The sequence below is a fragment of the Shewanella sp. GD03713 genome (assembly GCF_029843705.1).
Lineage (GTDB): Bacteria > Pseudomonadota > Gammaproteobacteria > Enterobacterales > Shewanellaceae > Shewanella.
This window is the reverse complement of sequence record NZ_JAOCIW010000001.1, coordinates 3,978,511-4,002,542: the sequence shown is the minus strand read 5'-3', so window position 1 is coordinate 4,002,542 and position 24,032 is coordinate 3,978,511. Positions and strand designations below refer to the sequence as shown.

The 24,032-nt window shown below is 48.7% G+C and carries 19 protein-coding genes; 3 read left to right on the top strand and 16 right to left on the bottom strand.

The window, feature by feature from the left end:
* Positions 1–83: 83 nt before the first annotated feature.
* The 3 genes from N5E87_RS17550 to N5E87_RS17540 all read right to left on the bottom strand — a co-directional run bounded on the left by N5E87_RS17550 (position 84) and on the right by N5E87_RS17540 (position 4,282).
* On the bottom strand, positions 84–755 hold the full coding sequence (locus tag N5E87_RS17550; RefSeq protein WP_279775542.1) for a response regulator transcription factor: 672 nt from the start codon (positions 753–755) through the stop codon (positions 84–86).
* A gap of 130 nt (positions 756–885) precedes the next feature.
* Entirely contained in the window at positions 886–3,162 is a 2,277-nt protein-coding gene (locus tag N5E87_RS17545; protein ID WP_279775541.1) for a TonB-dependent receptor, read from the bottom strand.
* Positions 3,163–3,355: 193 nt separating this feature from the next.
* The gene (locus N5E87_RS17540; protein WP_279775540.1) at positions 3,356–4,282 is read right to left on the bottom strand and encodes a PHB depolymerase family esterase; all 927 of its coding nucleotides are present in this window, start codon (positions 4,280–4,282) and stop codon (positions 3,356–3,358) included.
* A gap of 351 nt (positions 4,283–4,633) precedes the next feature.
* Here N5E87_RS17540 and N5E87_RS17535 point away from each other — a divergent pair, with 351 nt between their 5' ends.
* From N5E87_RS17535 to N5E87_RS17525, 3 genes are read left to right on the top strand one after another with little or no spacing between them, the layout of a single operon-like run.
* Positions 4,634–5,845 (top strand): efflux RND transporter periplasmic adaptor subunit, encoded by a 1,212-nt coding sequence (locus tag N5E87_RS17535; protein ID WP_279775539.1) that lies wholly within the window; start codon positions 4,634–4,636, stop codon positions 5,843–5,845.
* A 2-nt stretch (positions 5,846–5,847) separates the two neighbouring features.
* Entirely contained in the window at positions 5,848–7,818 is a 1,971-nt protein-coding gene (locus tag N5E87_RS17530) for a MacB family efflux pump subunit (RefSeq protein ID WP_279770113.1), read from the top strand.
* Positions 7,819–7,822: 4 nt separating this feature from the next.
* Positions 7,823–9,256: an efflux transporter outer membrane subunit gene (locus N5E87_RS17525; RefSeq protein ID WP_279775538.1), complete on the top strand. Its 1,434-nt coding sequence runs from the start codon at positions 7,823–7,825 to the stop codon at positions 9,254–9,256.
* Positions 9,257–9,342: 86 nt separating this feature from the next.
* On the opposite strand, the gene N5E87_RS17520 is transcribed toward N5E87_RS17525, so the two are convergent.
* The 13 genes from N5E87_RS17520 to N5E87_RS17460 all read right to left on the bottom strand — a co-directional run bounded on the left by N5E87_RS17520 (position 9,343) and on the right by N5E87_RS17460 (position 23,969).
* Positions 9,343–10,467 carry a site-2 protease family protein gene (locus N5E87_RS17520; RefSeq protein WP_086902809.1) on the bottom strand — a complete coding sequence of 375 codons (1,125 nt, stop codon included), beginning with the start codon at positions 10,465–10,467 and terminating at the stop codon, positions 9,343–9,345.
* A gap of 189 nt (positions 10,468–10,656) precedes the next feature.
* Positions 10,657–11,034 carry a DUF4144 domain-containing protein gene (locus N5E87_RS17515; protein WP_279775537.1) on the bottom strand — a complete coding sequence of 126 codons (378 nt, stop codon included), beginning with the start codon at positions 11,032–11,034 and terminating at the stop codon, positions 10,657–10,659.
* Positions 11,035–11,273: 239 nt separating this feature from the next.
* Positions 11,274–12,965: a FapA family protein gene (locus N5E87_RS17510; RefSeq protein ID WP_279775536.1), complete on the bottom strand. Its 1,692-nt coding sequence runs from the start codon at positions 12,963–12,965 to the stop codon at positions 11,274–11,276.
* Between the two features lie 569 nt (positions 12,966–13,534).
* A complete protein-coding gene (locus N5E87_RS17505) occupies positions 13,535–13,933 on the bottom strand; it encodes a hypothetical protein (RefSeq protein WP_279775535.1) in 399 nt (132 codons plus the stop codon).
* Between the two features lie 109 nt (positions 13,934–14,042).
* Positions 14,043–14,333 (bottom strand): hypothetical protein, encoded by a 291-nt coding sequence (locus N5E87_RS17500; RefSeq protein WP_279775534.1) that lies wholly within the window; start codon positions 14,331–14,333, stop codon positions 14,043–14,045.
* Between the two features lie 447 nt (positions 14,334–14,780).
* Entirely contained in the window at positions 14,781–16,448 is a 1,668-nt protein-coding gene (locus N5E87_RS17495) for a diguanylate cyclase (RefSeq protein WP_279775533.1), read from the bottom strand.
* A 186-nt stretch (positions 16,449–16,634) separates the two neighbouring features.
* Entirely contained in the window at positions 16,635–17,663 is a 1,029-nt protein-coding gene (locus tag N5E87_RS17490; protein ID WP_279775864.1) for a methyltransferase, read from the bottom strand.
* Between the two features lie 239 nt (positions 17,664–17,902).
* On the bottom strand, positions 17,903–19,285 hold the full coding sequence (locus N5E87_RS17485; protein WP_279775532.1) for an alkaline phosphatase: 1,383 nt from the start codon (positions 19,283–19,285) through the stop codon (positions 17,903–17,905).
* Positions 19,286–19,358: 73 nt separating this feature from the next.
* Positions 19,359–20,306 (bottom strand): glutathione synthase, encoded by a 948-nt coding sequence (gshB, locus tag N5E87_RS17480; RefSeq protein ID WP_278892980.1) that lies wholly within the window; start codon positions 20,304–20,306, stop codon positions 19,359–19,361.
* An 84-nt stretch (positions 20,307–20,390) separates the two neighbouring features.
* Positions 20,391–21,122 (bottom strand): 16S rRNA (uracil(1498)-N(3))-methyltransferase, encoded by a 732-nt coding sequence (gene rsmE, locus N5E87_RS17475; protein ID WP_249556185.1) that lies wholly within the window; start codon positions 21,120–21,122, stop codon positions 20,391–20,393.
* A gap of 8 nt (positions 21,123–21,130) precedes the next feature.
* Positions 21,131–21,907: an endonuclease EndA gene (endA, locus tag N5E87_RS17470; protein ID WP_279775863.1), complete on the bottom strand. Its 777-nt coding sequence runs from the start codon at positions 21,905–21,907 to the stop codon at positions 21,131–21,133.
* Positions 21,908–22,033: 126 nt separating this feature from the next.
* The gene (locus N5E87_RS17465; RefSeq protein WP_279775531.1) at positions 22,034–22,645 is read right to left on the bottom strand and encodes a SprT family zinc-dependent metalloprotease; all 612 of its coding nucleotides are present in this window, start codon (positions 22,643–22,645) and stop codon (positions 22,034–22,036) included.
* 166 nt (positions 22,646–22,811) lie between these two features.
* Positions 22,812–23,969 (bottom strand): hypothetical protein, encoded by a 1,158-nt coding sequence (locus N5E87_RS17460; RefSeq protein ID WP_279775530.1) that lies wholly within the window; start codon positions 23,967–23,969, stop codon positions 22,812–22,814.
* Between the last annotated feature and the right edge of the window lie 63 nt (positions 23,970–24,032).

The window sequence follows — 24,032 nt, the reverse complement described above, 5'->3', positions numbered from 1 at the left end:
TTTGGCTTAATAAATACGGATAAAAAAACAGTGGCTTAGTGCCACTGTTTTTCTTTAGGTTTGAATTCTGGTGCCTAGGTTAGTTAGGCGCTGATCTGCGGTTTATCGTTGCTGGTTATCATCAACTGTTGGAAGACTAAGCCCGCCTGAGTGCGGTTGTAGACTTCGAGTTTGACCAGTATCGCCGACACGTGTTTCTTTACCGTGGTCTCTTTAATATCAAGATCATAGGCGATCTGCTTGTTTAAGCGTCCATTGGCAATGCTGGCCAGCACTGTGTACTGCTGCGGGGTTAATTGCGCTAGCTGCTTCGCTAAACGTTGATGCTCGGCAGCGGTTTGCTGATCGACATTGATATCCGTGTGTTCCGGTAGCCAGACTTCCCCTTCGAGTACAGTAGCAATCGCGGTGGAGATCTGGGTTAAGCTGGCGGATTTGGGGATAAACGCACTGGCGCCAAAGTTAATGGCCTTACGGATAATCTCGGGCTGATCATCGGAGGACACCATGATCACCGCGATATCAGGAAAATGATTCTGTAGTAGGGTTAAGCCGGTAAAGCCCTCATTGCCAGGCATATGCAAATCGAGAAAGATCAGTTCAATATCAGGATTATTCTCAACGAGCGTAATTAATTCTTGAAAGTTTTCCGCTTCCAATACTTCCGCTGTATTCACATTCTTGAGAACAGCTTGCGTTAAGGCTGTACGAAATAATGGATGATCATCAGCAATGGCGACTTTTATCTGAGACATAATCCGTTCCCTTTATTTTTTAACCCAGTTTAATCCTATTGGAAATTAATGCTAGATAATATTTAAAGCCGTTAAATTAATAACCGACTCATGGGAGTCGGTTATTATTATGCGTCAATAACATTATATTCTAGAAATTATAGCCAACGGTGAGAGAGATAGTCTCTGGATCGCCATAATAACCAATTAATGTATTGTCACCGCCTAAACCTGGAATATATCCGCCATTACCATCTGGGGTGACGAAGGCGTAGTTACCGACCAGATATTCTTCGTTAGTAACGTTTTTCCAATGCAGACCCGCTTGCCAGTGACCGTCGTTGCTGTACCAGTTCAAGCCGAGGTTTAGCAGGCCATAACCGTCTTGGCTCAACAGGTTATTTACTACGGCTAAGTCATAGTCGCTGCGATAGTAGTAATTACCGTTGGCCACAAAGCTGCCGATATCCGTGTCGATATTGTAGCTAAATCCAACGTTTGCTGTGGTATCAGGGGTGTTGGTGATAGTGTAAGTGTCGCTGATATCGATGCGGTTTCCATCGCTATCGTAGGAGATTACTTCCTCGAAGCTGGCATCGATTAAGCCCAGAGTCGCGAACAGATTTAATGACTCAGTCGCGGCGTATTCCACTTCGAGTTCTAGACCCGTGGCCGTCGATTTACCAATGTTGCCTAGACGTTGGTTAAGATCGGACGCATTTTCACCGGGTAATACGGTCACGAACTGTCTGTCTTTATGGTCTAAGTAGAAGGCGGTTGCGTTAACTCGCAGCCTGTCAAACCATTCACTCTTCATACCCAGCTCATAGGAATCAACGACTTCTGGGTCTACTGCGGGTTCTGGACCCGTTGCCCTTGGGTTAAAGGTGCCCGACTTGAAGCCCTGTGAATAGCTGGTAAAGAGCATCATATCGTCGCTGAGTTGGTACTCTAAACCTAATCGTGGATTGAGTTTCGACCAGGTTTCTTCATCATCTAACACCTTAGGAATACTGGCGTTGATAGCATCTTCATCGCGAACATATCCTGGGACCCAGCCTGTTTCGGGATAAAGCGTCGTAAACATGATGCCGTTATAGACAGTGGCATCCTTCGTTTCGCGGGTATAACGCAAACCTGCGGTCATCGACAATTTATCAGTGATGTCGTAAGAGCCCTGAGCGTAGGCGGCATAGCTTTCACTGTTGTTGCAACCACGAACTTCACGAGTGAGACCGCCGTAAGCTTTGTAATATTCATACAGGATGGAATCGAACATCCCGCAGGAATCGCCTTTAAAGTAATAAAGGCCTGAGACGAGTTTCAAGTTATCGCCGTCGTAGTTAGCTTGGAATTCCTGACTAAATTGCTCGTCATCGTAGATGGCTGGAACGTCCAAAATACGCAGACTGGTGTTGTCAAAGTCGATGTTGGTGGGCGAATAGCTCTCGCGGGATGAGGTCACGGATTTCAGTGTCCAATCATCGTTCAAGCCGTATTCAATGGTCAGCCCCCAACCTTCGGTTTCTACTTTGTTCCAGGTTGGCATACTGGTGTAAGAGTCGTATTTGCTGTCTGGTACTGGGGCATCGGTCAGGACACTGGGGAGCATACGGTAGCCCCCCTTTGAATTCGACTCATCTGTGGTTTTATCGTAGTTGAGGCGCATAAACAGATCGTCGGTTGGCGTATATTCTAAGCTCACACGACCTGCCATAACATCTTTGTTATAGTTTTCAGTATCTTGATCAGGTAATGCTGAGGTAATGAAGTCACCATAACCATCGCGATTTAAGCTTGCGAAGGCGCCGCCAATATACAGCTTGTTATCAATTAAAGGTAATTGACCTGCTATTTTGTAGTCTTGCTGGTTGTAGCTGCCGATGGTGGCATTGAGGTTTAACTCTGCGTCACCGCTCATCTTCTTGGTCACGTATTTGACCGCGCCGCCGATGGTATTTTTACCATAGAGGGTGCCCTGTGGGCCACGCAGTACTTCGATGCGTTGCACATCGAGGATATCGAGCACCGCGCCTTGTGGGCGGGCGATATACACATCATCGATATAGATACCGACGCCGGGCTCATAGCCCCAGAGCGGATCTTCCTGGCCGACACCGCGAATAAAGGCCGTGAGGGTAGAGTTAGTGCCGCGACTGGATTGCAGTGTAGTGTTGGGTGAAAATTGCTGGATTTCAGTCATCACGCTGATGCCATTTTCCGCCAAATCGTCAGCACTGACCGAGGTCACTGCAACGGGTACGTTTTGCAGGCTCTCAATGGACTTACGAGCGGTGACTTCAATGCGTTCTAAGGTAGCTTGCTTCTCCCCGGTGCTATTTTCATCCTCGGCAACAGCATATTGTGCTGCCAATGCAGATGAGATAGCTAAAGCAATGCAACTCATTTTGATAGTATTCTGTTTCATACAGATTTCCCGTTGTAGTATTTATTTTTTAAAGGTTGGTACTTACTACTATTTTTCTGATTCACATTGACTCTATAGTAATTATTTAAAATTTAAATCGGTACTATAGTAGTATGTGTTTTTAACTCATTGTTTTTATTTTTTATACCGATACGTTGAATATCGATACTCAGGGTTTATTTATTATTAAACCCTATATTCCCCAAAGATTGATTATTTCTGGCATGCTGCTGATAGGTGCTTTTAGTAAAAAGTCTCCCGTGTTGCCGCCGTTTTTAATATCCGGATTAACGGCAATGCCATGGCCCATATTATTTATTTCGACTAACGAAATAAGGTTATTGCCACTCGTATCGGACCAAGTGCTAACACTATAGTCGGCATATTGTTCGACTCTTGGTGTTTTATTCGCTTGGGTCAGTGCGACCCACTGGGCCGAGAGTTGTTTGGCATTTTCAGGATTCACCACCACATCATTTTGCCCTGTCCACACGGTTAAGGCGGGCCAGTGTTGTTGGTTTGGGTGCACCTGTTTGGCAAAACTCACCAGTTCTTCAACAGACTCTGCTGGGCCCTTTTTCATGCAGGAAATGGCTTTGGTCAGGTTATCGGCGCAGGGGTAAGGCAGGCCTGCGATCACCGCGCCTGCGGTGAATAAATCGGGATAGTTAACCAGTGCGGCGCTGGCCATGGCGCCACCGGCGGACAGGCCAATCACATAGACGCGTTTTGCGCCGGATTGGGATTGGGCTTTGGCTATCATGTTTTTCAGCGATAGCATCTCGCCGCTATCCACCTGAGTATCCTGCGCTGAAAACCAGTTATAACAACGCTTTACATTGTTCTCAAAACTCTGTTGTGGCACCAGTAAGCTAAACTTTTTCTCTTGGGCAAGGGCGGTTAAACCGCTATTGTTGGCCAGTTCCACGCCATCCTGCACACAGCCGTGCAGCAGCACTACGAGCGCATCTTGGCTTGGGCCTTCGGGCGATAAATAGGAGGCGGTTAACTCACCGGGATTGGCGCCAAATTCGCTAAATGCCTGATATTCACTCTGGGCATAGGCTGGGGTGAATAACAGTGCGCTGAGGCAAGTGGCAATGAGTGTCAATTTGCGCATAGGAATGCTTCCAAGTTCATGATAGTGAGAACTTGCTGAATTTTGCGGCGCCTGACAATGGCACTTTAGTTCCAGTACCGAATGATGCTCTGCGCTCGTTAGCGCGTTGTGGCGAATGCCAAGAAAATTGGGAGCAATACCCATAGCAAACGAATCAGGACTCGTTTGCGGGAATTGTTACGGCCGTGATCTCTGTTTCAAACTTCTACACAGATATTTGCAAATCTTTACCTGATATCGACATTTCCTTCGTCTACTGCGCTGAGCTAACTCTATATACTGACTGCACTATTTTTCCTCCCGCAAGATACACGCTTGCGCCCATTGGCATTGATGGACACCCAGATTTAGATGAAAAAATCCTCAAAACGTAAACTGATATTGATCTTAAGCGGCTTAGTCCTCCTCGGGGGCTGCGCTTATTTTCTGCTGCATAAACCCGAGGCGGCCCCAAGCTATGTGACTGAACCCGTTAAGCGCGGCGACATTGAAAACTCGGTGCTCGCTAATGGCATGTTGCAGGCCTCCAAGTTGGTAAGTGTGGGCGCGCAAGTCTCGGGGCAAATTCAGAGTCTGCCTGTGGATCTTGGCCAAGAGGTGAAAAAGGGCGACCTTATCGCGCAAATCGACAGCCTTGCCCAGCAAAACAACCTGCAAAATGCACTGGCTTCCCTTAAAAGTATCAATGCCCAGTACCGCGCTAAGCAGGCGCAAATTCATCAGGCAAAACTCGAATATACCCGTCAGCAGGAAATGCTTGCCGATAAGGCCAGCTCCCGCGCAGACTTTGAAGCCGCCGAAGCCACGCTGACGGTTTATCAAGCTGAGCTTGAGCAGTTACAGGCGCAAAAACAACAGGCTGAGATTAATGTCGACAGTGCCAGAATCGATTTAGGTTATACCAAGATCACCGCGCCCATGGATGGCACGGTCGTTTACTCTGCGGTTGAAGTGGGCCAAACCGTTAACGCCAATCAAACTACGCCAACCATAGTTGAGATGGCGCAGCTCGATACCATGACGGTCAAGGCACAGATCTCCGAGGCGGATATAGTCAATGTGCATCCGGGGCTGGCGGTGTACTTTACGATTCTTGGTCGTCCCAACCATCCTTATCGCGGCACCCTAAGGGCGATTGAACCCGGCCCCACCTCCATGGATGGTGACGATAGTAATATGAGTTCCAGCGATTCGGACGCCATCTACTACCACGGCTTATTCGATGTCGAAAACCCCGACCGTACCCTACGTATTGGCATGACGGCGCAGATCTCGATTGTGCTCGCTAAAGCCGATGATGCGTTGTTAGTACCATCACAGGTGCTACGAGCTAAACCGCGGGATAAAGCGGCATCGGCAAGCGATCGCAAATCCCGTGGGCCGCAGTATCAAGTGCCAGTGCTGGTGAATAACCAAGTGCAATATGTGGATGTGACTGTCGGTATTAATAACAAAATCAATGCCGAAATCCTGTCTGGCCTGAACGAAGGCGATCAAGTGGTGCTCGGAATGCCCGCCGACGGTTCGACCATGAAGTTCCGTGGCCCACCAATGAGGTTTTAAGCGTGAGTAAGCCATTACTGGAAGTCTCAGCTTGTTACCGCAGTTTTCAGGCGGGTGAGCAACAACTGACTGTACTCAAAGATATTAATCTTTCCATCGCCCGTGGTGAGATGGTGGCGATTGTCGGCGCCTCGGGTTCGGGTAAGTCGACCCTGATGAATATCTTGGGCTGTTTAGATAAACCCTCAAAGGGCTCGTACTTTATCGATGGCCAAGATACCTCGCAGATGGATGTGGATGAACTGGCAAAGCTGAGGCGCGAGCATTTTGGCTTTATTTTCCAGCGATATCATTTGCTTGGCGATCTTAATGCCGTGGGTAACGTCGAAGTGCCCGCCGTGTATGCGGGTAAAGATCGCTTAGAGCGTCGGGAGCGGGCGGAAAGCTTATTATCGCGTTTGGGTTTAGGTGAGCGCCTCGACCATAAGCCGAATCAGCTCAGCGGCGGCCAGCAGCAAAGGGTGAGTGTGGCGCGGGCGTTGATGAATGGCGGCGATGTGATCCTCGCCGACGAACCGACTGGCGCCTTAGATAGTCACAGCGGCGAAGAAATGATGCGGCTGTTACAGGAGCTGCACCGCGAGGGCCAGACCATCATTATCGTGACCCACGATATGCATGTGGCCCAGCATGCCGACCGTATTATCGAGATTAAGGACGGGGTGATTATCAGCGATGAGCCTAATCCCGCCTCCAATATTGCGCCTGTGCCTAAGACCGAAGTGATCCCCGCCAAGACTAAGGCACGCACCCGCGTGGCGGCATGGGACAGATATGCCGAAGCCCTGAAAATGGCGCTGCTGGCGATGTCGACCCATAGATTGCGCACCTTTTTAACTATGCTCGGGATTATTATCGGTATAGCCTCCGTGGTGTCTGTAGTGGCGCTGGGGGAAGGCTCGCAGCGGGAAATCTTAAAGAGCATTAGTTCGATGGGCACCAATACCATAGACATTCGCCCCGGCTCAGGCTTTGGTGATAGGCGCTCGGCAAGGGTGCGAACTTTGACCGCAAGCGATGCCAACGCACTGAAAAATTTACCCTATGTCGATAGTGTCACCCCGAGCATTGGCTCGAGTGCGACTGTGCGTTATGGCAATAAGGCGGTCACGGCGACTGTGAATGGCGTGGGGCCAGAGTTCTTTCGCGTTCGAGGCTATGAGCTTGCCCAAGGACAGTTTTGGGACGATGACAGTGTTAATGCGTTAGCCCAAGATGCGGTGATCGACGAGAACACCCGTAAACAGCTGTTCCCTAACAGTAGCGGCGCTATGAATTCTGCCATCGGGGAAGTGATCTTCCTCGGAGATTTGCCGGTGCGGATTATTGGCGTCACTCAGCCTAAGGAAAGCGCCTTTGGTAATAGTGATGCCCTCAATGTGTGGGTGCCATACACGACGGTTTCTGGCCGTATGGTGGGCAAAAAATACTTAGATGGCATTACCGTGCGGCTCGATGAGTCGGTGCCGAGCAATGCGGCGGAGCAGGGCATTATTAGCCTGCTGAAGATGCGCCATGGCACCCAGGATTTCTTCACCATTAACACGGATACCATTCGCCAGAATATCGAGAAAACTACCGCGACCATGACGCTATTAATCTCGGCGATTGCGGTGATTTCACTCGTAGTGGGCGGCATTGGGGTGATGAATATCATGCTAGTGTCGGTGACCGAGCGCACCCGCGAGATTGGGGTTCGCATGGCGGTCGGGGCGCGCCAGAGCGATATTCTGCGGCAGTTTTTAATTGAGGCCGTGTTGGTTTGTCTGTGCGGCGGCGCGCTTGGGGTGGCCTTGGCCTATCTGATTGGCGTGGTGTTTGCCCAAGCGGGAGGCAGTTTCCAGATGATTTATTCGACGACTTCTATTGTTGCCGCCTTCGCCTGCTCTACCTTAATCGGGGTGTTGTTTGGCTTCCTGCCCGCTCGTAATGCGGCGCGTTTAGACCCTGTTGATGCCCTAGCTAGAGAGTAACTGAATGAATAATCGAGTTTTAACGCATCAAAACGAAGTAAGCCGCCGTGTCGGTTCAACGCTCAAGCTCAGCGTGATTGCCATCAGCATTGCGCTGCTGTCAGGTTGTGGCGCGCTGATGCGCTCCGACTTTGAACCGCCTGCTTTACAGGTGCCTGAGCAGTGGCAGCACACCCAAGTGAATGGTCAAGTGAGCCTAGACCCTTGGTGGCAGAAGTTTAATCAACCCGAATTGAACCAGCTGATTAGCCAAGTGCTCAGCAGTAATAATGACCTGACGCTCGCCACCTTAACCTTGCAAAAGGCGCGTTTACAGGCGGGGTTAGCGCGGGATGATCTGTATCCACAGCTCAGCTCCAATAATACGGCCTCGGTGAATAAACCACTGGAGGGCGGCAGTTCGAGCAAGGCATTTCAGGCGAACCTGTCGGTAAGCTATGAGGTGGATCTCTGGGGCAAAGTGTCGGCCAATATCGACCAAGCTCAATGGACTGCGCTGGCAAGTCTCGAAGATAGGGAGAGCACGGCGCAGAGTCTCGTCGCGACGACGGCGTCACTCTATTGGCAGATTGGCTATTTGCATCAGCGGATTGAACTGAGCAATAAGAGTATTGAACACAGTCGGCAAACGCTGGCGTTAACCCAGCGCCAATATGCCTCGGGCGCTGTGACAGAGCTGAATGTGCTCGAATCCCAACGCAGTTTAGCGGGGCAAGAGGCCTCCCACAGCCAACTGCTGCAACAGTTGGTTGAAGCCGAGAATGCTCTGGCGATCTTACTCAATCGTGCCCCGGGGCAAGTGGCGGTTGAGATCAAGCAATTGCCGGACAGTGCGGTGCCTGAGGTTGGCGTCGGCATTCCCGCCGACTTGGTCGGCCGTCGTCCCGATGTGAAGGCGGCCCTGTATCAATTGCGCTCGGCGCTCGCCAGTAAGGATGCGACCTATGCCAGTTACTTCCCAAGCTTGAGTTTGACTGGCAGCGTAGGGGAGTCGACCTCAGAGCTAAAAGAGCTATTGCGTAATCCCGTGGGGAGTTTAGGTGCGGGCTTAGTGCTGCCTTTTTTGCAATGGAATCAAATGCAAATCAACAATGATATTGCCGATATCGACTATCAATCGGCCATCGTCAGCTATCGTAAAACCCTCTACAGCGCCTTCGAGGATGTGGATAACGCCATCTCGGCCAAGCAGCAATACGCTTACCAAGGTGAGAAGCTTGAGCTGCAATTTAGCGCCGCCGCCCAGGCCGAAGCCATTTATGAGAGCCAATATCGCCATGGTGCTATCGGCATTCAAAATTGGATCGATGCGCAGGAGAATCGCCGCAGCGCCGAGGCCGCATTGCTGGAGAATCGCTATAACCAATTAACGGCCCAAGCGACACTCTACCAAGCCTTAGGTGGGGGCGATATAGCGCCGCCATTAGCGGATAACTAATTGAATCATTCATAAATAAAAAACCGCGATGCCTAAGGCTATAGCGGTTTTTTATTATCTCGCTTTTATCTTAATGCGAGTCGTGATTAGCTGCGCAGAATATGCAGTGGCAGGCTTAACATATCATCGCCCGTGCCCGCTAAGTGCCAGATAATGCCGACGAGGGCGGCAACGGTGACCAGATACCAAATGGTCGAGAAAATCTGCCCATATCTATCTAGCGGCAATAGGTGGCTTTGATGGCGAGTGCGCCACTCGAACACTATCTCTAGGCTACCGATAAGCAATAGAAAACCGAGCAGGGCAAGTCCCAAGGTATAGCTGATATACACCCCAAAGGCGGCGCCAATCACACAGGCGATTAAGCCCATGATGCTGTTCATCGAGAAGCTAATGCTCTTTAAAATATGGCCGCCATCGAGGGGTAAAATCGGCAATAAATTAAATAGGTTAAGTAGCGCGTTAAAGGCCGCAAGCCCCGCAAAGAAGACATTGTCCGTCATGTGGTAAGCGATAAGCGAGCCTACCGACATCAACAGGCCAAAGGTCGGTCCCATAATCGAGATGACCACATCCTGCCAGCGGGTGTTAATCTTTTCATCGCTCAGCGCGAGTCCGCCCATAAAGGGGATGAGATAAATCCCTTTGGTTTTCATCCCAAAATACTTCATCGCGCGGATATGGCCGTATTCGTGGAAGACCAAACAGGCGATAAGCGCCAAGGCAAATTGGAAGGAAAACAGCCAAGAATAGGCCGCCACACTCGCGCCTGCGAGCACCACTTTAATTACTTTGGCACTCTTGAGCAGCTTAAAGCCGAGGGAGGCTAAGCCGACAAAACTGATTTTTTGTGGATTAGTCACGGGGACTTCAGGGGTTTGACGCTCGATATCTTTCTCGGTGCGAGTGCCTTGGGCAATCACTTCTTCATCGACCAACAGGCGGTAATCGAATCGAAACGGCTGCCAAACCACGTCGGTCTCGAGGCGTACTTGGATTTTGTGTTCTAAAACCTGTGTTTCGCCGGTATCGCTGGCCAATTGGCTCTGGTGCTGGGTGAGTTCAAATTCATGGACTTTGAGGCCGCCATTTTCGACCGATGCGGCTTTTTGTGAGACTAAGGTATTGTCCCAAAAGAGTTGTTGCCAACCTGCGAGTGAGCCTTCCAAACGCAGCGATTTGCCTAAGCAGTCAATCTTAAGTAGTTCCAATTTAGGGTCCGTTTGTATGTGTATCCGAATGATGCCCAGCGATAATTTGGCATATAAATATCAATCGCTTTGGGCAAAACGGCCTGCGCCGTGTATGACAAATTATGCCTGTGAAATGTGACTGAGGATATTAGCTTTTAGGATCATCTTAATTTTTATTGTGATCGCTCGCGATTTCTTTGAGCTGGGTTAGTCATCTAAGCTGCGAACGATTTCCATCCCTTGGGCCAAGGTGGTGAAGGCTAACTTAGCAACGCAGCACTGGCCTATGGCATTGGCGTGCTTTTGTACCCATTTGATAAAGTCGGTAAGCGGCAATTTTTGCTCTTGTTTGAGGAGCTTAGGTAGCTCGCCTATGGGATCTTCATGAATGGTGCTTGGAGTGGCGCGGATCAGATATTGGTTACCGAGACTGTCGAGTAATAAATCCGAGTCAACAAATTGATGTTGATACAGGCAGGCAAGTTCTAACCAATCCCGTTGATGGGCGAGGTAGAGTAGTTCGTCATTTTGAGTGAGTTTGACTACCGCAGGCCATTCAATGTCTGCCATTTTCACTTGAGTCATGCGCAATCCCGTAGGCTTTTTATGTGCTTAGCCTTTTAGCCGACAGAGTCTGTGCTAAAGGGCTGTATTGAGGTCAGTATGCCACCGACCTAGGCGAAGATGAAAGGCGTTGGGGGATTTTCTCTGGCAAGTCGCCTAAATGGGGGAGCATGGCGGGCAGCAAAGCATTCAGGCTAAGCATTCGCGCTAAGAGTTCACTCAATGGAATGAACCCTTAGCGGGTGTTGATGATTGCCCTGTTAATGGCTTGCCGCTTGCGCCTTAGGTTTAGCGTTGTAATCGAAGTTAATCTCTTGATTCAGATTGGTGATTGAGCAGGTACCGTGTTCGCGGGTGGTTCTGTGATTGGCTTGACCAATATGGAACTTGGCATTGAGGAATACGTGCTTAATCACATCGATACGATACTTGTCGTAATAGGTTTCGACTTCTTGCTTGAGGCTATCGAACTCTAATTCTTCGCGAGAACGTTCAGCTAAGATGCGATTCTTCTCATCGAGCATCATCTTGATCTGTTCGATCATGATAGGGTCGCTCTGCCATTCGGATTTCGGCGGCAGTTTTTTCAGGCGAGCCTCGATATCCAGCGTCGCCACCACCATAGCATGCACGCTCTCCTCCAGCTGCTTGAGATTCTGTTTGAGTTCGCCCTGTTCCATGGCACAGTACACTTCGGTTTTGGTGCCTGCGGTTGCGCCTATCACGACGGCGGTGAGGCCCTTTTCGGCATGCACGACACCACCCACTAAGTCACCACGGCGGCCGCTCTGATCGCTTACAGTGAGCGTGCCTGCGGTTTTGGTATTACTGTGGAGTAATTGCTTAGTGATCAGGATATTACCCTTAGCCGTTAACTGGGAATATTGCACGAACTGGGCGCTGATCTGCCCCTGAGCCGTGATATTGGTGGAGAACTCATTCACTCTGACTTGGCGACCAATCACGCCCTTGCTCACCGTAATATCGCCATCGGCCTCGAGAGTTGCCGAATCGACAAAGCCCATCACGGTAATATCGCCTGAGCTTTTAACCATCATGCCTTCGTGCACATCGCCTGTGATTAAAATACTGCCTTTAAAGTTGATATGGCCGGTACTGATATCCACATCTTTAAGTTGCAACACATCGTCGACATTCATGCCAGTACGGGTTTCAACGGGTTGGCCTGCCACTGTGGCGATGAGTTTATTGGGGTCTTTCGGGTGGAAGTCGGTACCAGTACCCGGTTGTAATACCAGATCTTTCCCCGGTTTTTGCTTAAGGACTTCGCCTTTAATGTTATAGCCGGGAGACCCTTCGGTCGCGGGATGCTTAATCATTAGCAGATCGTTGGGCTTGACCATGATCATCGCCCCGAGATTACGCATATCCACAGTACCGTCTTCCCGCTCCTGCGGCTGCAATAGGCGTTCACGGGCGAGGGAGACTTTACGCTCCAGCACCGCATTTTGACCATTGATCGCGGCCTTACCCTGAGCGATTTCACTCTGGCAGCTTTCACCCGGTTTTAACTTGGTCATTTTTTGCAGCAAGGTTTGGATTTTAAGCTTACTTAAGCCCATGCAAACATTGTCTTTTTTTAGCTGCGTGAGGATTTCGGGTAAATCGACGGCTTTACCTCCCCAAGGGGCGGTTAAGATCATGGTGGCTTGCATTTTATCTTGGCTGAGCTCGATTTTTACGCTGCCATCGCGGCGCTCTGCTAGTACGGCAAATAGCTCGTATTTACCATCTTCTTGATGGCATAGGGAATTGGTTTGCGCGATAACTTTATCTATTGCAGGCTCGAGGGGGAATAGGGTGGCGAACTCTGGCACGGACAATAAACGCATCACATCATCACGGGTAATGGGACCGTGTTCATTCGGAATCAAGCGTAATTCCGCCTTGGTTTTATCGCTGCTTAGCTCAAGAAGTTCAGGGGCCAACATAGAGCACTTCCTATCCATTTGTTTTATTTTTGTTTTAGTAGCCACCTGAGTATAACAGTAGAAACTTTGCTCAAAGAAGCCTTTTCGTCGCGAAAAAACGTAAATGTTGATGTTTTGTGGTGTGCTGTCTATTTGTTGATTTTTAAATAGATTTTTATTTGAGATATTACCGATAACTTAGTGTTATCTTTGGTTTTTTGCGGAGGATTTAGCACGGGGATAAAATTAGCTGACTTTTAATTTTAACAAAAAATCAAACTTTACAACTGTGCTCACTATGCTAGGGAAGGGGGCTAAAAGGTAAAGCACTCGGTAATTCAGCGCTTACTGCATTTGATACCGTTCACAAAACCATAAAAATCCTATCCACTCAGCGGCATATGATTGGCTGCGATGAGGCGTTCTTAAGGGGATAAGGCTTCTATCCCGGCGGGGGCTAATTAAAAGCTTCGAGTAATCTAAGTTTGGGCAAAGGTAAGCTAGGTGCTTTGCTTTAATTTGTGGGGGTTAGGATTAAATCGTGGAGTTAGGATTCAAAATTCTATGGCTTAACATTTGATTCCCCTTTTCTACTCACAGATTACACCCCCATGAGTCAGCTCAAATTGGGGTTCTTTATTGCTTGGCCATGTCGGCTTTTCTATGGGAGATTCAAAAGTCGTCAGCCAAACTTCAGGCTCACCTGAGTCTGATAAACATCCCATGTAGGAGAAACACATGCCGCTATCTATCATGTTATTGGCAAATTGAATTGCCTCTTCAAGAGAGCCTTCTTCCTTGTTATGGCTGAAGGTTTCATCGTCCCACACCCAGTTAATAGCTGCCCCATTTTCATCACAAGCAAAGTATCTTACGTTCTTATAACCTTCGCTTGCAGTTCTTAATGAATCCAAAAAGGATTCTCTGATTTCTGAGAATCTCTTTTTAAATTCTTCAATGCCTAAATCTTTACTAATAATGTGCTTCATACTTGCTCTAGAGGTTAACGCTTAGCTAACAGGCAAAATTGAATAAGCTAAAATCGAGCGAAGCGACGAGCTTATTTAACTTTGTCCTAGTTTAGCGCCTTGTTATATTTTAATTACGCTTAGCACGGATTAACGCACTATTTACTAAGACTGAACAAAAAGATATGACGTCAGTTACACTGCGTAATGAATATACAGCTCGATTATACTCTTCTCTATTTTCGTCCCACTGTTTGCATTGAATATATCCAGATGAATTAGCGCTTACTTCGAAATCAACTCCATGAAATTTACTTAAATGAAGTTGATATTTTTCATCACTAATTTTATCAACCGTAAATTCATTTTCTTCTGCAACATTTTTAATGATCCAGAATGCATTTTTTAATTTAAGTGCCACAATTACTCCTTAAAATATAACATTTTATTCATGCGCATGCGCATGCGCATGCGCGTTTGTCTCGTTGGAACAGTGAAAACGCGAACAGTTAACTATCTGTATGCAAAGAACTTATCAGCTTTCCATCAAATACACCATCTGTAAAAACGCGAAAAGCGACTTAAATTTGAATATGACTGTATACCCATCTGATTTGCTCATTCATGAAGAAACGCAAAACATAGGAATCGATGAACTGTTAAGGCAATTAAAGCGTCAGTTTTCGGTTAACTAAATGAGTGCTAGCAAGCTTTAAAGCAATATCTTTTAGCTGAACTAACAGCTAGAGGATAGTTAGGATTGGCATTATTGCCAACGCGACTATTAGTGCCATGGCCGCTTTTTAATATCTATATAAATGCCGTATTCGAATCTATTGGACTCCACCTTCTGCTTTAGCTGCGTTAATTAAGTACAAACCTTATTTCTGCCGGTGGTTTTGGCTAAGTAAAGGGCGGTGTCGGCTCGTCTTACGACATCGTAGGCGGTTTCATCCGCTTGCTCGACAGTCGATAAGCCAATGCTGGCGGTGACATTTTTTACGACAGAGAATTCGGTCGTATTAATGGATGCTCTTATTTTTTCTGCAAGGGTTAATGCATCACCACTGTCTGTGCCAGTCAGTATAATTAAAAACTCTTCACCGCCGTAACGAGCGACTAAATCGGCTTTACGTACCGATTGCGCTAATAACTTAGCGACTTCGACTAACACAATATCGCCCGTCTCATGCCCATAGGTATCGTTAATCTTTTTGAAATGGTCGATATCCACCATCAGGATCGAATAAGCCAATCCAAAGCGTTTGAGTCTCGTAAATTCGCTGTCGATATGTTCGGCGGCCGAACGACGATTGTGGAGATCCGTCAAGGGATCTCGTCTGCTTAATCGTTCAAGCTCTTGATTGGCCGATTCGAGTTCTTTGGTGCGCTCTAAGACTTTATTTTCTAAGGTCTGATTCATTTCCATTAAGCTCTTCTCATGGCTCAATAGCGAGAAGGTCATCTTTTGAATGGCATCAATTAAGAATGAAATTTCAATCAAACCATTCGATTTGGGGAATTTGACTTGCTCTTTGCCTGCTTGGATCTCTCTGGTGACGGTAATTAATCGCTCGAGCGGTAAGCTCATTGAAATCGACATGCGGTAGACAAACCACAGGCACAGCAAGACCGCAATGACGCTCACCCAGAGAAGTTGGCGTTGTAGTTCGGTGATCTCTTGCAGGGCAATATTTTTCGGGATGCGAACGACAATGCGCCAGCCCAATTGATCCATCAAGGTTGATTTTAGTGTGGTCACACCCGTTAAATATTCATGACCATCAGGCCATTGAATAAGCTGACTGCTGTTGTCTTTGGGGAGTAAATCCTGAGGAAGGTGCTGATCCGCCGAGGCTTGCGGGTACAAAATCCCATCGTCACGGCTTACGATTTGCACATCTATCCCTGTCTGTTGCTGGCTTCTTGCCAGCGCCGATTCAATCACAGTGTTAACCCATTTCCAGTTTGAATGGGTGGCAACGACGCCAAGCAAGTTGTTATTGGTATCAAACACTGGGGCGGCAAAATCGATTAGGCGCAGAGGATCATTTTTATCGATATTTAACACCTTGGCGAGCAATACGGCATCGTGTACATCGCCAATAAACACGCCTGTCTTGCCATTAATAAACCATGGGCGTTTGGATACGTCATGGCCTTCAAGCGTGCCATCGGCCGCGTATTGGACGACGCCATTGATATCGGCAAACCCAAGCCATGAGTAGTATTCGTAGGAGGCTTTTATATTATCGAGGTTTTGGCGGATCTGTGGATAGTTAGCGCTAGCGCCTGAAAAGAGCGCGCGTTTACTCAATAGCGATATTTCTCGGGCACGTTCGTCAATGTTGTTCGAGATGGTGGTTTCAATTGAACGGCCAATCATGGTTAATTGATTGGCATAGGCATTAAGCAGTTTGTCTGAGGTAATGGTAGATAAATAGCTGGTAAAACCAAGACAGAAAATAAGACTGATCCCACCGAAGAAAAAGGTTAATCGGTATCTGAGTGAGTTGAACCAGTTAAATTTGCTCAAAATGCTTAGCCTCATACTCATATTGGGAGTCGAGACTTATCATATCGAGGCTGCCCCAAAAATTCCAAATAATTGATTGTATTGGCAGCAATTTACCATGGCTAAGTTGAGGCTTAACCATAAAGGATATTGGAAGGTATAGAGGCGAAGGGTGTTGCCCCACTCACAATCGAGCGGGGCTTAAGATTAGGCCTGTTGGAAATAATAGAGTTTGTACTTGTTATTCTCCGCCGGCACGGTTAATTGGCCAAACTCGGCGGCGATGGTGTCCGAATAGGGCAAATGGCGGTTAGCGACGATTTGCCAAATCCCTTTTGATTGTAATTGCTTGGCGCTATCGGCAACAAAACCTTGGGCAATGCTGGTGGTGCTGGCAAGGCCATCGTGGAACGGTGGGTTGGAGATAATACCGTCGAATTTACCACTGGTTTGCGCCAGTCCATCTGAGGGGTAAACCTTGGCCGTCATGCCGTTTGCCGCCAGTGTAAGTTCGCAAGACGCCAGCGCCATGGCATTGATATCAATACATTCTAGCGACAGAGTCGGTTGTGCCTTTAACAGTGCAGCGGCAATCACACCGGCGCCGCAGCCAAAATCCAGTACTCGGCCAGAAAGCGTTGGCAAATGCGATAGCAATAGCTCTGTGCCTTGGTCTAAATGCTTTTCACTGAACACGCCGACTAAGTTGCAGATGGTGATATCGCCCTGCGGGGTGGCGAGTTGATACTGGCTAGTCCAATCGCGGAGTTTAATCTCAGGCGCGGTATCGATTAGGCTGCTGCCAAAGAGTAGGCAATGGCGCGCGTTATCGAGTTTAACGCCGGTGGCAAAGTATTTGGGTAGCAGTTTGACTAAGGATTTAACCCCGCCTTTGTTCTCTCCCACGACTAAGAGTTGACCATCGGCCACTAAGTGCTTAGCGGCTAGATTAAACAAGTAGGGCGCTAATGCCTTCGCCTTAGGAAAGTACACAATCACAGTGTCGTACTTATCCTGGTGGGGTAACTGATGGCCAAAATAGCAACGCAGTTTGGCATTGGCCTGCGGCGCTAAATGCAGGTAATGGTGGTAATCCAAGGCGAGGGCATCGACGGACTGGGCAACATCGAGCAGTGCTTTGGGCAATGAGTCTGCCTCATGGTTTAGCACTAAGACTTTATGTTGGCTCAGGGTTTCCTGATTGCGGATAATGACTTGCGATGGATTCGTTAACACTGCATGGCTACCGTAAAAAATAAGTGCGGGCATTATACCCCTTATTCGGCTACGAGCCAGCCTGCAAGCCGCCGACTTAAGGGATGCTGCAACACTGCGCTCACTTTAACAGTGCGGAGTGAAAGCCAATAAAAAAGGCAACTGTGTAAACACGGTTGCCTTTTATCTGTTAGCCAGCGTGATATTCGCGTGGGCTAACTCTTATCCCTTATCCCTTATCCCTAGCCAATAGCAGCAAATTAGCCCTGTGGCTGAACTGGTATAGGTGCTGGAGTCGATACCTGTGCGGGGGCTTTTGGCTTTTTAGGCTTAGGTAACAGGCTAAAAATCTTATTGGCGATATCTGTGTTGTCTTGATGACCGTTAAACAACTCAGAGGCAGGGCCTGCGGCAAAGACTTGCACGTCGGTCCCCGTGTGGCCGCCGGTAGTCCAACCCGTATCAGTACGTTTATCAATCACATGTCGAATCGCAACGGCCATGGTTTCTAAACCCTGCATTCTGGCAACATTTAACTTAGCCACTTCTTCTTCGGTCAATTCAAAGCCTAACCCGCGGGATAGGTCGGCTTGCCAAGTATCACCGCCAAGGGCTGCTTGAGCTAAGGTATCTGAGCTTGCCGAGATATTACGTAGGATCTCGGGATTCCAGTTGTAGTTGCCATCGGCGCCAATCGATAACCCGCCGGTGTTATGGTCGGCGGTGATCACCATTAAGGTATCGGGATTTTGGCGTACGAATTGCTCGACGACTTCAATCGTATTGGCAAATTCATCCATTTCGCCCATGGCGGCGGCGATATCATTGTTGTGTCCCGCCCAGTCGATAAGGCTACCCTCGACCAGTAGCACAAAGCCTTGCTCATTTTGCGACAGTAAACTAAGAGCTTTTTGAGTCAAGGTGCTGAGTTTTTTAGCATCTTTTTCATCTATAGCCCAAGGTAGTTGCACTTCGGCAAACAAACCTAAGACCTTAGGCTGGGTAATGCTGGCCAGATCATCAAAGCGGGTAATATGTTGGTAGCCCTTGGCGGTAAATTGGGCTAACAGCTCGGGTGGAAAGTACTTTTGCCCACCACCTAAAAACACATCTGCGTTGGTGTCGAGATAACTTAATGCCAGTGCATCATAATTTTTACGGCTCTCGTTATGGGATAAAAAGGCCGCTGGCGTGGCATGGTTGATTTGCGACGTGACTGCCACACCCGTGCTCAAGCCTAAGGATTTGGCTTTTTCAAGAATGGTGGGCAGTGGCTGTTTTTGGGTATCAACCGAGATGGCGCCGTTATAGGATTTGACTCCTGTCGCGAGGGCGGTTGCGGCGGCGGCCGAGTCGGTCACATAACCACTGACACTGGCGGGATACGTGCTTGCCATGCCAACCAATAAACGGTCAAAGACGGTTTGTTCGACTTCTTCGGTATCTGGATTGTCCTTGTAATAGCGATAGGCACTGGTATAGGAAGGCCCCATGCCGTCGCCAATCATAATCACAATATTTTTGGGGCGTGATGGCGCCTTGGCTGGGCCCGTCTCATTCGCCCCAGCTTCCGCTGCAAATACGGGGCTTGAGAGCCATAAACTCATACCAAGCAGTAACAGTGGCGCTTTGGTGAAACTCATATCAGATCCCTAGAAGTCGTAGGCGCTCTTAAGGCGCCTTCAATGAATATTATTATCTTGTAGGTGTACAAGCTTACTGGGCGAGATGGGCTTCGATGGCATCGAACAGCATGCCAGTAATGTCCACATCAAATGCCGCTTGGATTTCGCGGATACAAGTCGGGCTAGTGACGTTAATCTCGGTCAGCTTGTCACCAATCACATCCAGACCCACAAAAATCAGCCCGCGTTTTTTAAGCTCTGGGCCAATGGCGCGCGCGATTTTCCAATCTGAGTCAGATAACGGCTGGGCAACACCGCTGCCGCCTGCGGCCAAGTTACCGCGGGTTTCGCCTTTTTTCGGAATGCGCGCCAAGGCGTAGGGCACGGGCTCACCATCCACCACCAGAATGCGCTTGTCGCCCTTGGTGATTTCAGGAATAAAGGCCTGCGCCATTGCGTATTGGTTGCCGTATTGGGTTAAGGTTTCGATGATCACCCCAAGGTTAGGGTCGTCCTGCTTGACGCGGAAAATCGAGGTGCCGCCCATGCCATCTAGTGGCTTGAGGATAATATCGCCCTTGGCTTGGTGGAACGCGCGGATCCGGTTGGCATCGCGAGTCACAATGGTCTCTGGAGTAAATTCGCTAAACCATGCGGTGAATAGTTTTTCGTTGGCATCGCGCAAGCTTTGTGGCTTGTTGACGATTAATACACCTTGTTCTTCGGCGCGCTCTAACATGTAAGTGGCATAGATATATTCGGTATCGAACGGCGGGTCTTTACGCATTAACACCACGTTCAGATCGCTCAGCGGCGTGTCTTGGGCATCGCCCAGTTCAAACCATTTATTGGCATCGTTGATGACTTTTAATGGACGCATATTACCCATGGCAACGCCGTTGACCATAGCGAGGTCGGCCATTTCCATATAAAACAGTTGGTAACCCCTTTCCTGCGCCGCCATCAGCATGGCAAAACTGGAGTCTTTCTTAATGTTGATCTCACTGATGGGGTCCATCACTATGCCGAGTTTTATCATTAATCTGTTCCTTATTGATTGCCGTTGCAGGCAAAAACATTTATGGATTAGCCTGTAATCGATTTGCTAGTTAGCGGTTAACCTTTACCCTAAGTCACCGAATCTAAGTTGCAGCGCGGTAATCGCCGTGAGTGAGGCGGTTTCGGTGCGCAACACTCGGGGGCCGAGTAACACATCGGTAAACTGGTAGGTTTCCGTCATGGCGATTTCTTCCGCCGATAATCCCCCTTCGGGGCCGATCAGCAGGCGTACACGGGTATGGGATAAATCTAAGCCATTGATACCGTGTGCCGCCCTTGGGTGCAAGTTGAGTTTGAGCGCGCTGGTCGGTTCGCTGCACCATTCCTGTAATTCCATGGCGGGGCGAACGATAGGCACTTGGCTACGGCCGGATTGCTCACAGGCGCTGATCACAATCTTTTGCCATTGCTGGATTTTCTTTTCGAGACGCTCACCATTGAGCTTGACGCCACAGCGGTCAGAAAACAGTGGCGTAATGGTATTCACCCCTAGCTCAACGGATTTTTGAATGGTGAACTCCATCCGATCGCCACGGGAAATCACTTGGCCTAAATGCAGGTTGAGGGGCGACTCCGAGGGATTAGCCTCACAGGACAGCACTTTTACCGTGACCGACTTTTTACCCGCATCGACAATTTCGGCAAGATAATCATGACCATCGCCATTAAACAGGCTAATGTGTTCGCCACTGCCCATACGCAACACTTTGCCAATATGGGCTGCGCCATCCTCATCTAAATTCAGCTGTTGATTTACGGCTAATGGTTGAGGTTGATAAATTCTTGGAACTCTCATTGTCGACCTTATTCGGCTAATTGTTGGCGCAGTGGCGGCGCATTGCAGGCATTCTGCACAAAGGGATTATGATTACCTTGGATCTGCGCTATGGCGTTATCGCGTTTGCATTCAATAGTATCAACTGGATAGCTTTTATCCCATGCTTTGAACAATTTTAATTGCTGCGAGGCGATTTTAAGGCCGTAGGTTTGCTGCATATACAGGTAAGTGCGGGCTATTTTGCCTCGGGCATTAGCGGGCGGCTGGGCTTGGCGATTCTTAAAGTCGATGACCATAGTGCATTGACCATATTGCTCGGCCTTACCGTTCCATTGGCTAAAACGGAAGTTGCTGCGATCGCCGTTCACTTCACCAATCGCGGGCACCAGATTGTGCATGTCCGCTTCCATTTTATTGAATTCTTTGCTGTTATCAGCGCAGTTTTTACGGCCGCCCTTTTGCCAGCATTGTAATTGGTGACCAAATTCCCACGCCGGGACTATATGCTCCCACTCTATGCGGTTGGCGCGGGTTTCTTGTTTACGCACTTGATAGCCGCAGCTGTTGAGATCGGGCTTCCAGGATTTGCCCTTTATTTGAATATCACAACCACAATAAAAACTAACCGCGGGCAAGGTGCCCTGACGGCTGCCTTGATATAAGGATTGGGACAAGACCTTGGCTTGGCTGAAACTATTGGGGTGCGAAGGAGAGGCATTGACCGAGGCCGAAACCGCCAGCCAACTGAATAGGCACAGCAAGGCTTGCCGAGACCTTAAGGCTATCTTGGAGTTGTTCAATATTTATCCCAAAAAGTAATCTGTACTACGCGAGCCTGTGGCTCGTCTCTTATGCCTGAATGGTAAGGGAAATACCGCGCCTTATGCAAATCGCTCGTACTTTTGGCCAAGGATTTTGTGTATTGCGGATTATTCGGCGGCTTCGATAAAGGTGAGTTGGGTATGGCAGCGTTTGCATAGATAACGGGTTTCACCACGCAGCACTTTATTATGACGACGGATGCTCAGCCAAACTGGGCCGCAGGCGCAGCGGTACTCAAAGTCTTTCCCTTTAACCGACTGAGTATCGAAACTGTGGGTGGTATTGGGGCTCACCTTAAACAGCTTGAGCATGATGGATTGCCACTCGCGGCCATGGGGTTTGGTTTTACCAAAGAGTTGAAAGCAGAGTAAATGACTGATTTCGTGGGGCACCACTTCGGCTAAGAAGGCTTCGCTATTTTCCTTGAGTAATACGGGATTAAAGCGCAGGCGATTCTGTTGCAAATGGGCCGTGCCAGCACTCCGTCCTCGCAGGGTAAATTGGGTCAACGGCCGTGTAAATGGGCGCTTAAAGTAGATTTCCGCCTGCTGATAACAGTCTTCGATACGTACCAGGATTTGTTGCTGCAGTGGTGTCAGTGGCTTTGGCTGGCGTTGGGGCGTGCTGGCTTTCGCCGTATTGGCCACAGTAGGTGTGATACTCGCGGGTGAGATGGCTTTACGGCGCAGGCTATTGAGTAGGGATCTCGGGTTAAACATAGACTTAGGCGTTAACTCATTATTCGGCAAAGCATCAAGTAAACAATATCTCTCGCTATCGCAAGGCATCGATTAGGATTTCACGAGTCCAAATCCCTATTTAAGACGACTCGGCAAGCGTTTGCATCATAACCAACGCTTGCCGACAATGCCAGTATTGCGCCTGTTACAGGCTTGCTGCGGCCTGCATCACCATAGTGCGTACTTGCTCGACAATCGCTTGTTCGGTGGCGTTGTCGTAGCCCTTAACTCGTGGTGTGTGGATATGGCCAACCTTGGCAGGGCTGTTGAACTTTTGCTGTAACACAATGGCGCGGTAGGAAATCTCATTAGAGAGATAACCACCGCCAGAGCCTTCGACCGAGGTTTCATTTTGCAGCTCGCTTAGGGAGCTGGAATTAAATTCGCCGCGCGCTAGGGTCGTCACTGTATGGTTGTCGTTAACTTTCCATTGGCCGTCTTTGACCTGCATGGCCGCGACGGGCAGTGAAAACTCAACAAATTCTGGGCCGATAAAGTCTTTACCGTTGAGTTTGGGGGCGACAGGCGCAGTTTTGCTCCCGCCTGTGTAAAGATTTTGGTTATCCGGCGCGGCGGCGCTACGGTTACGGCCCGGGAAGCGTTCAATATCAAAGTCATTTCGACCCATGCTGACGGTAAAAACAAACTGGGTTTTAGGATCGCGATAAATCGGGCTGAGTAGCGACTCGATAATGCCTTGGTCAAAATCCTCGAAGCGCACTGGGATCATCGCGGTTTCGATTTGGGCTTTTTTGCCGTTGATATCAAACCTAAAACCATCGAAGGCGAGGGCAACCAAACCTGAAGGATTACTCTGGCTGATGTCTTTATCGAGGAAGAAAGGGTCGAATCCCGTCAGGAAGATTTTTATCTGTACATCGTCATCGTATTGAATATCACTGAAGCCTCGCGATGCTTTTTCGACGGCGCTGGCTAAAATCTGCTGTTGCCAATCGGCCATTTTGAAATTGGCACTATTACTCTTGATGCTATTTAACATTGAAAGTCGTGCCCAGTAGAGGGATCTGTCGTCAACGTGCCCTGACTGCACATCACGCACCGCCTGTTGCCACAGTCTGTGTCCCTGGCGAGCGGCAAGTTGGGTTGCATCGCGCTCATTCTTCTGTGCAGATAATTGATTAGCCAAGCCTTCATCCAAGGCTTGATAGCGATTGACTACCTCAGCCATGGCTTTTTCAGCGGTGGGAATGCGGGAAACTTCCACATCTCCTAGGAGTTGTACGGCAGCTGCGGTTTGCACCACTGTGCTGGCGAGGATAAAAGCGAGACTGGGCTTTAACATTGGCGTTTCCTTTTTATTTTAATCACTTATTTTGCTGGAAAAGGGCGATGTTCCTAAGGCGTT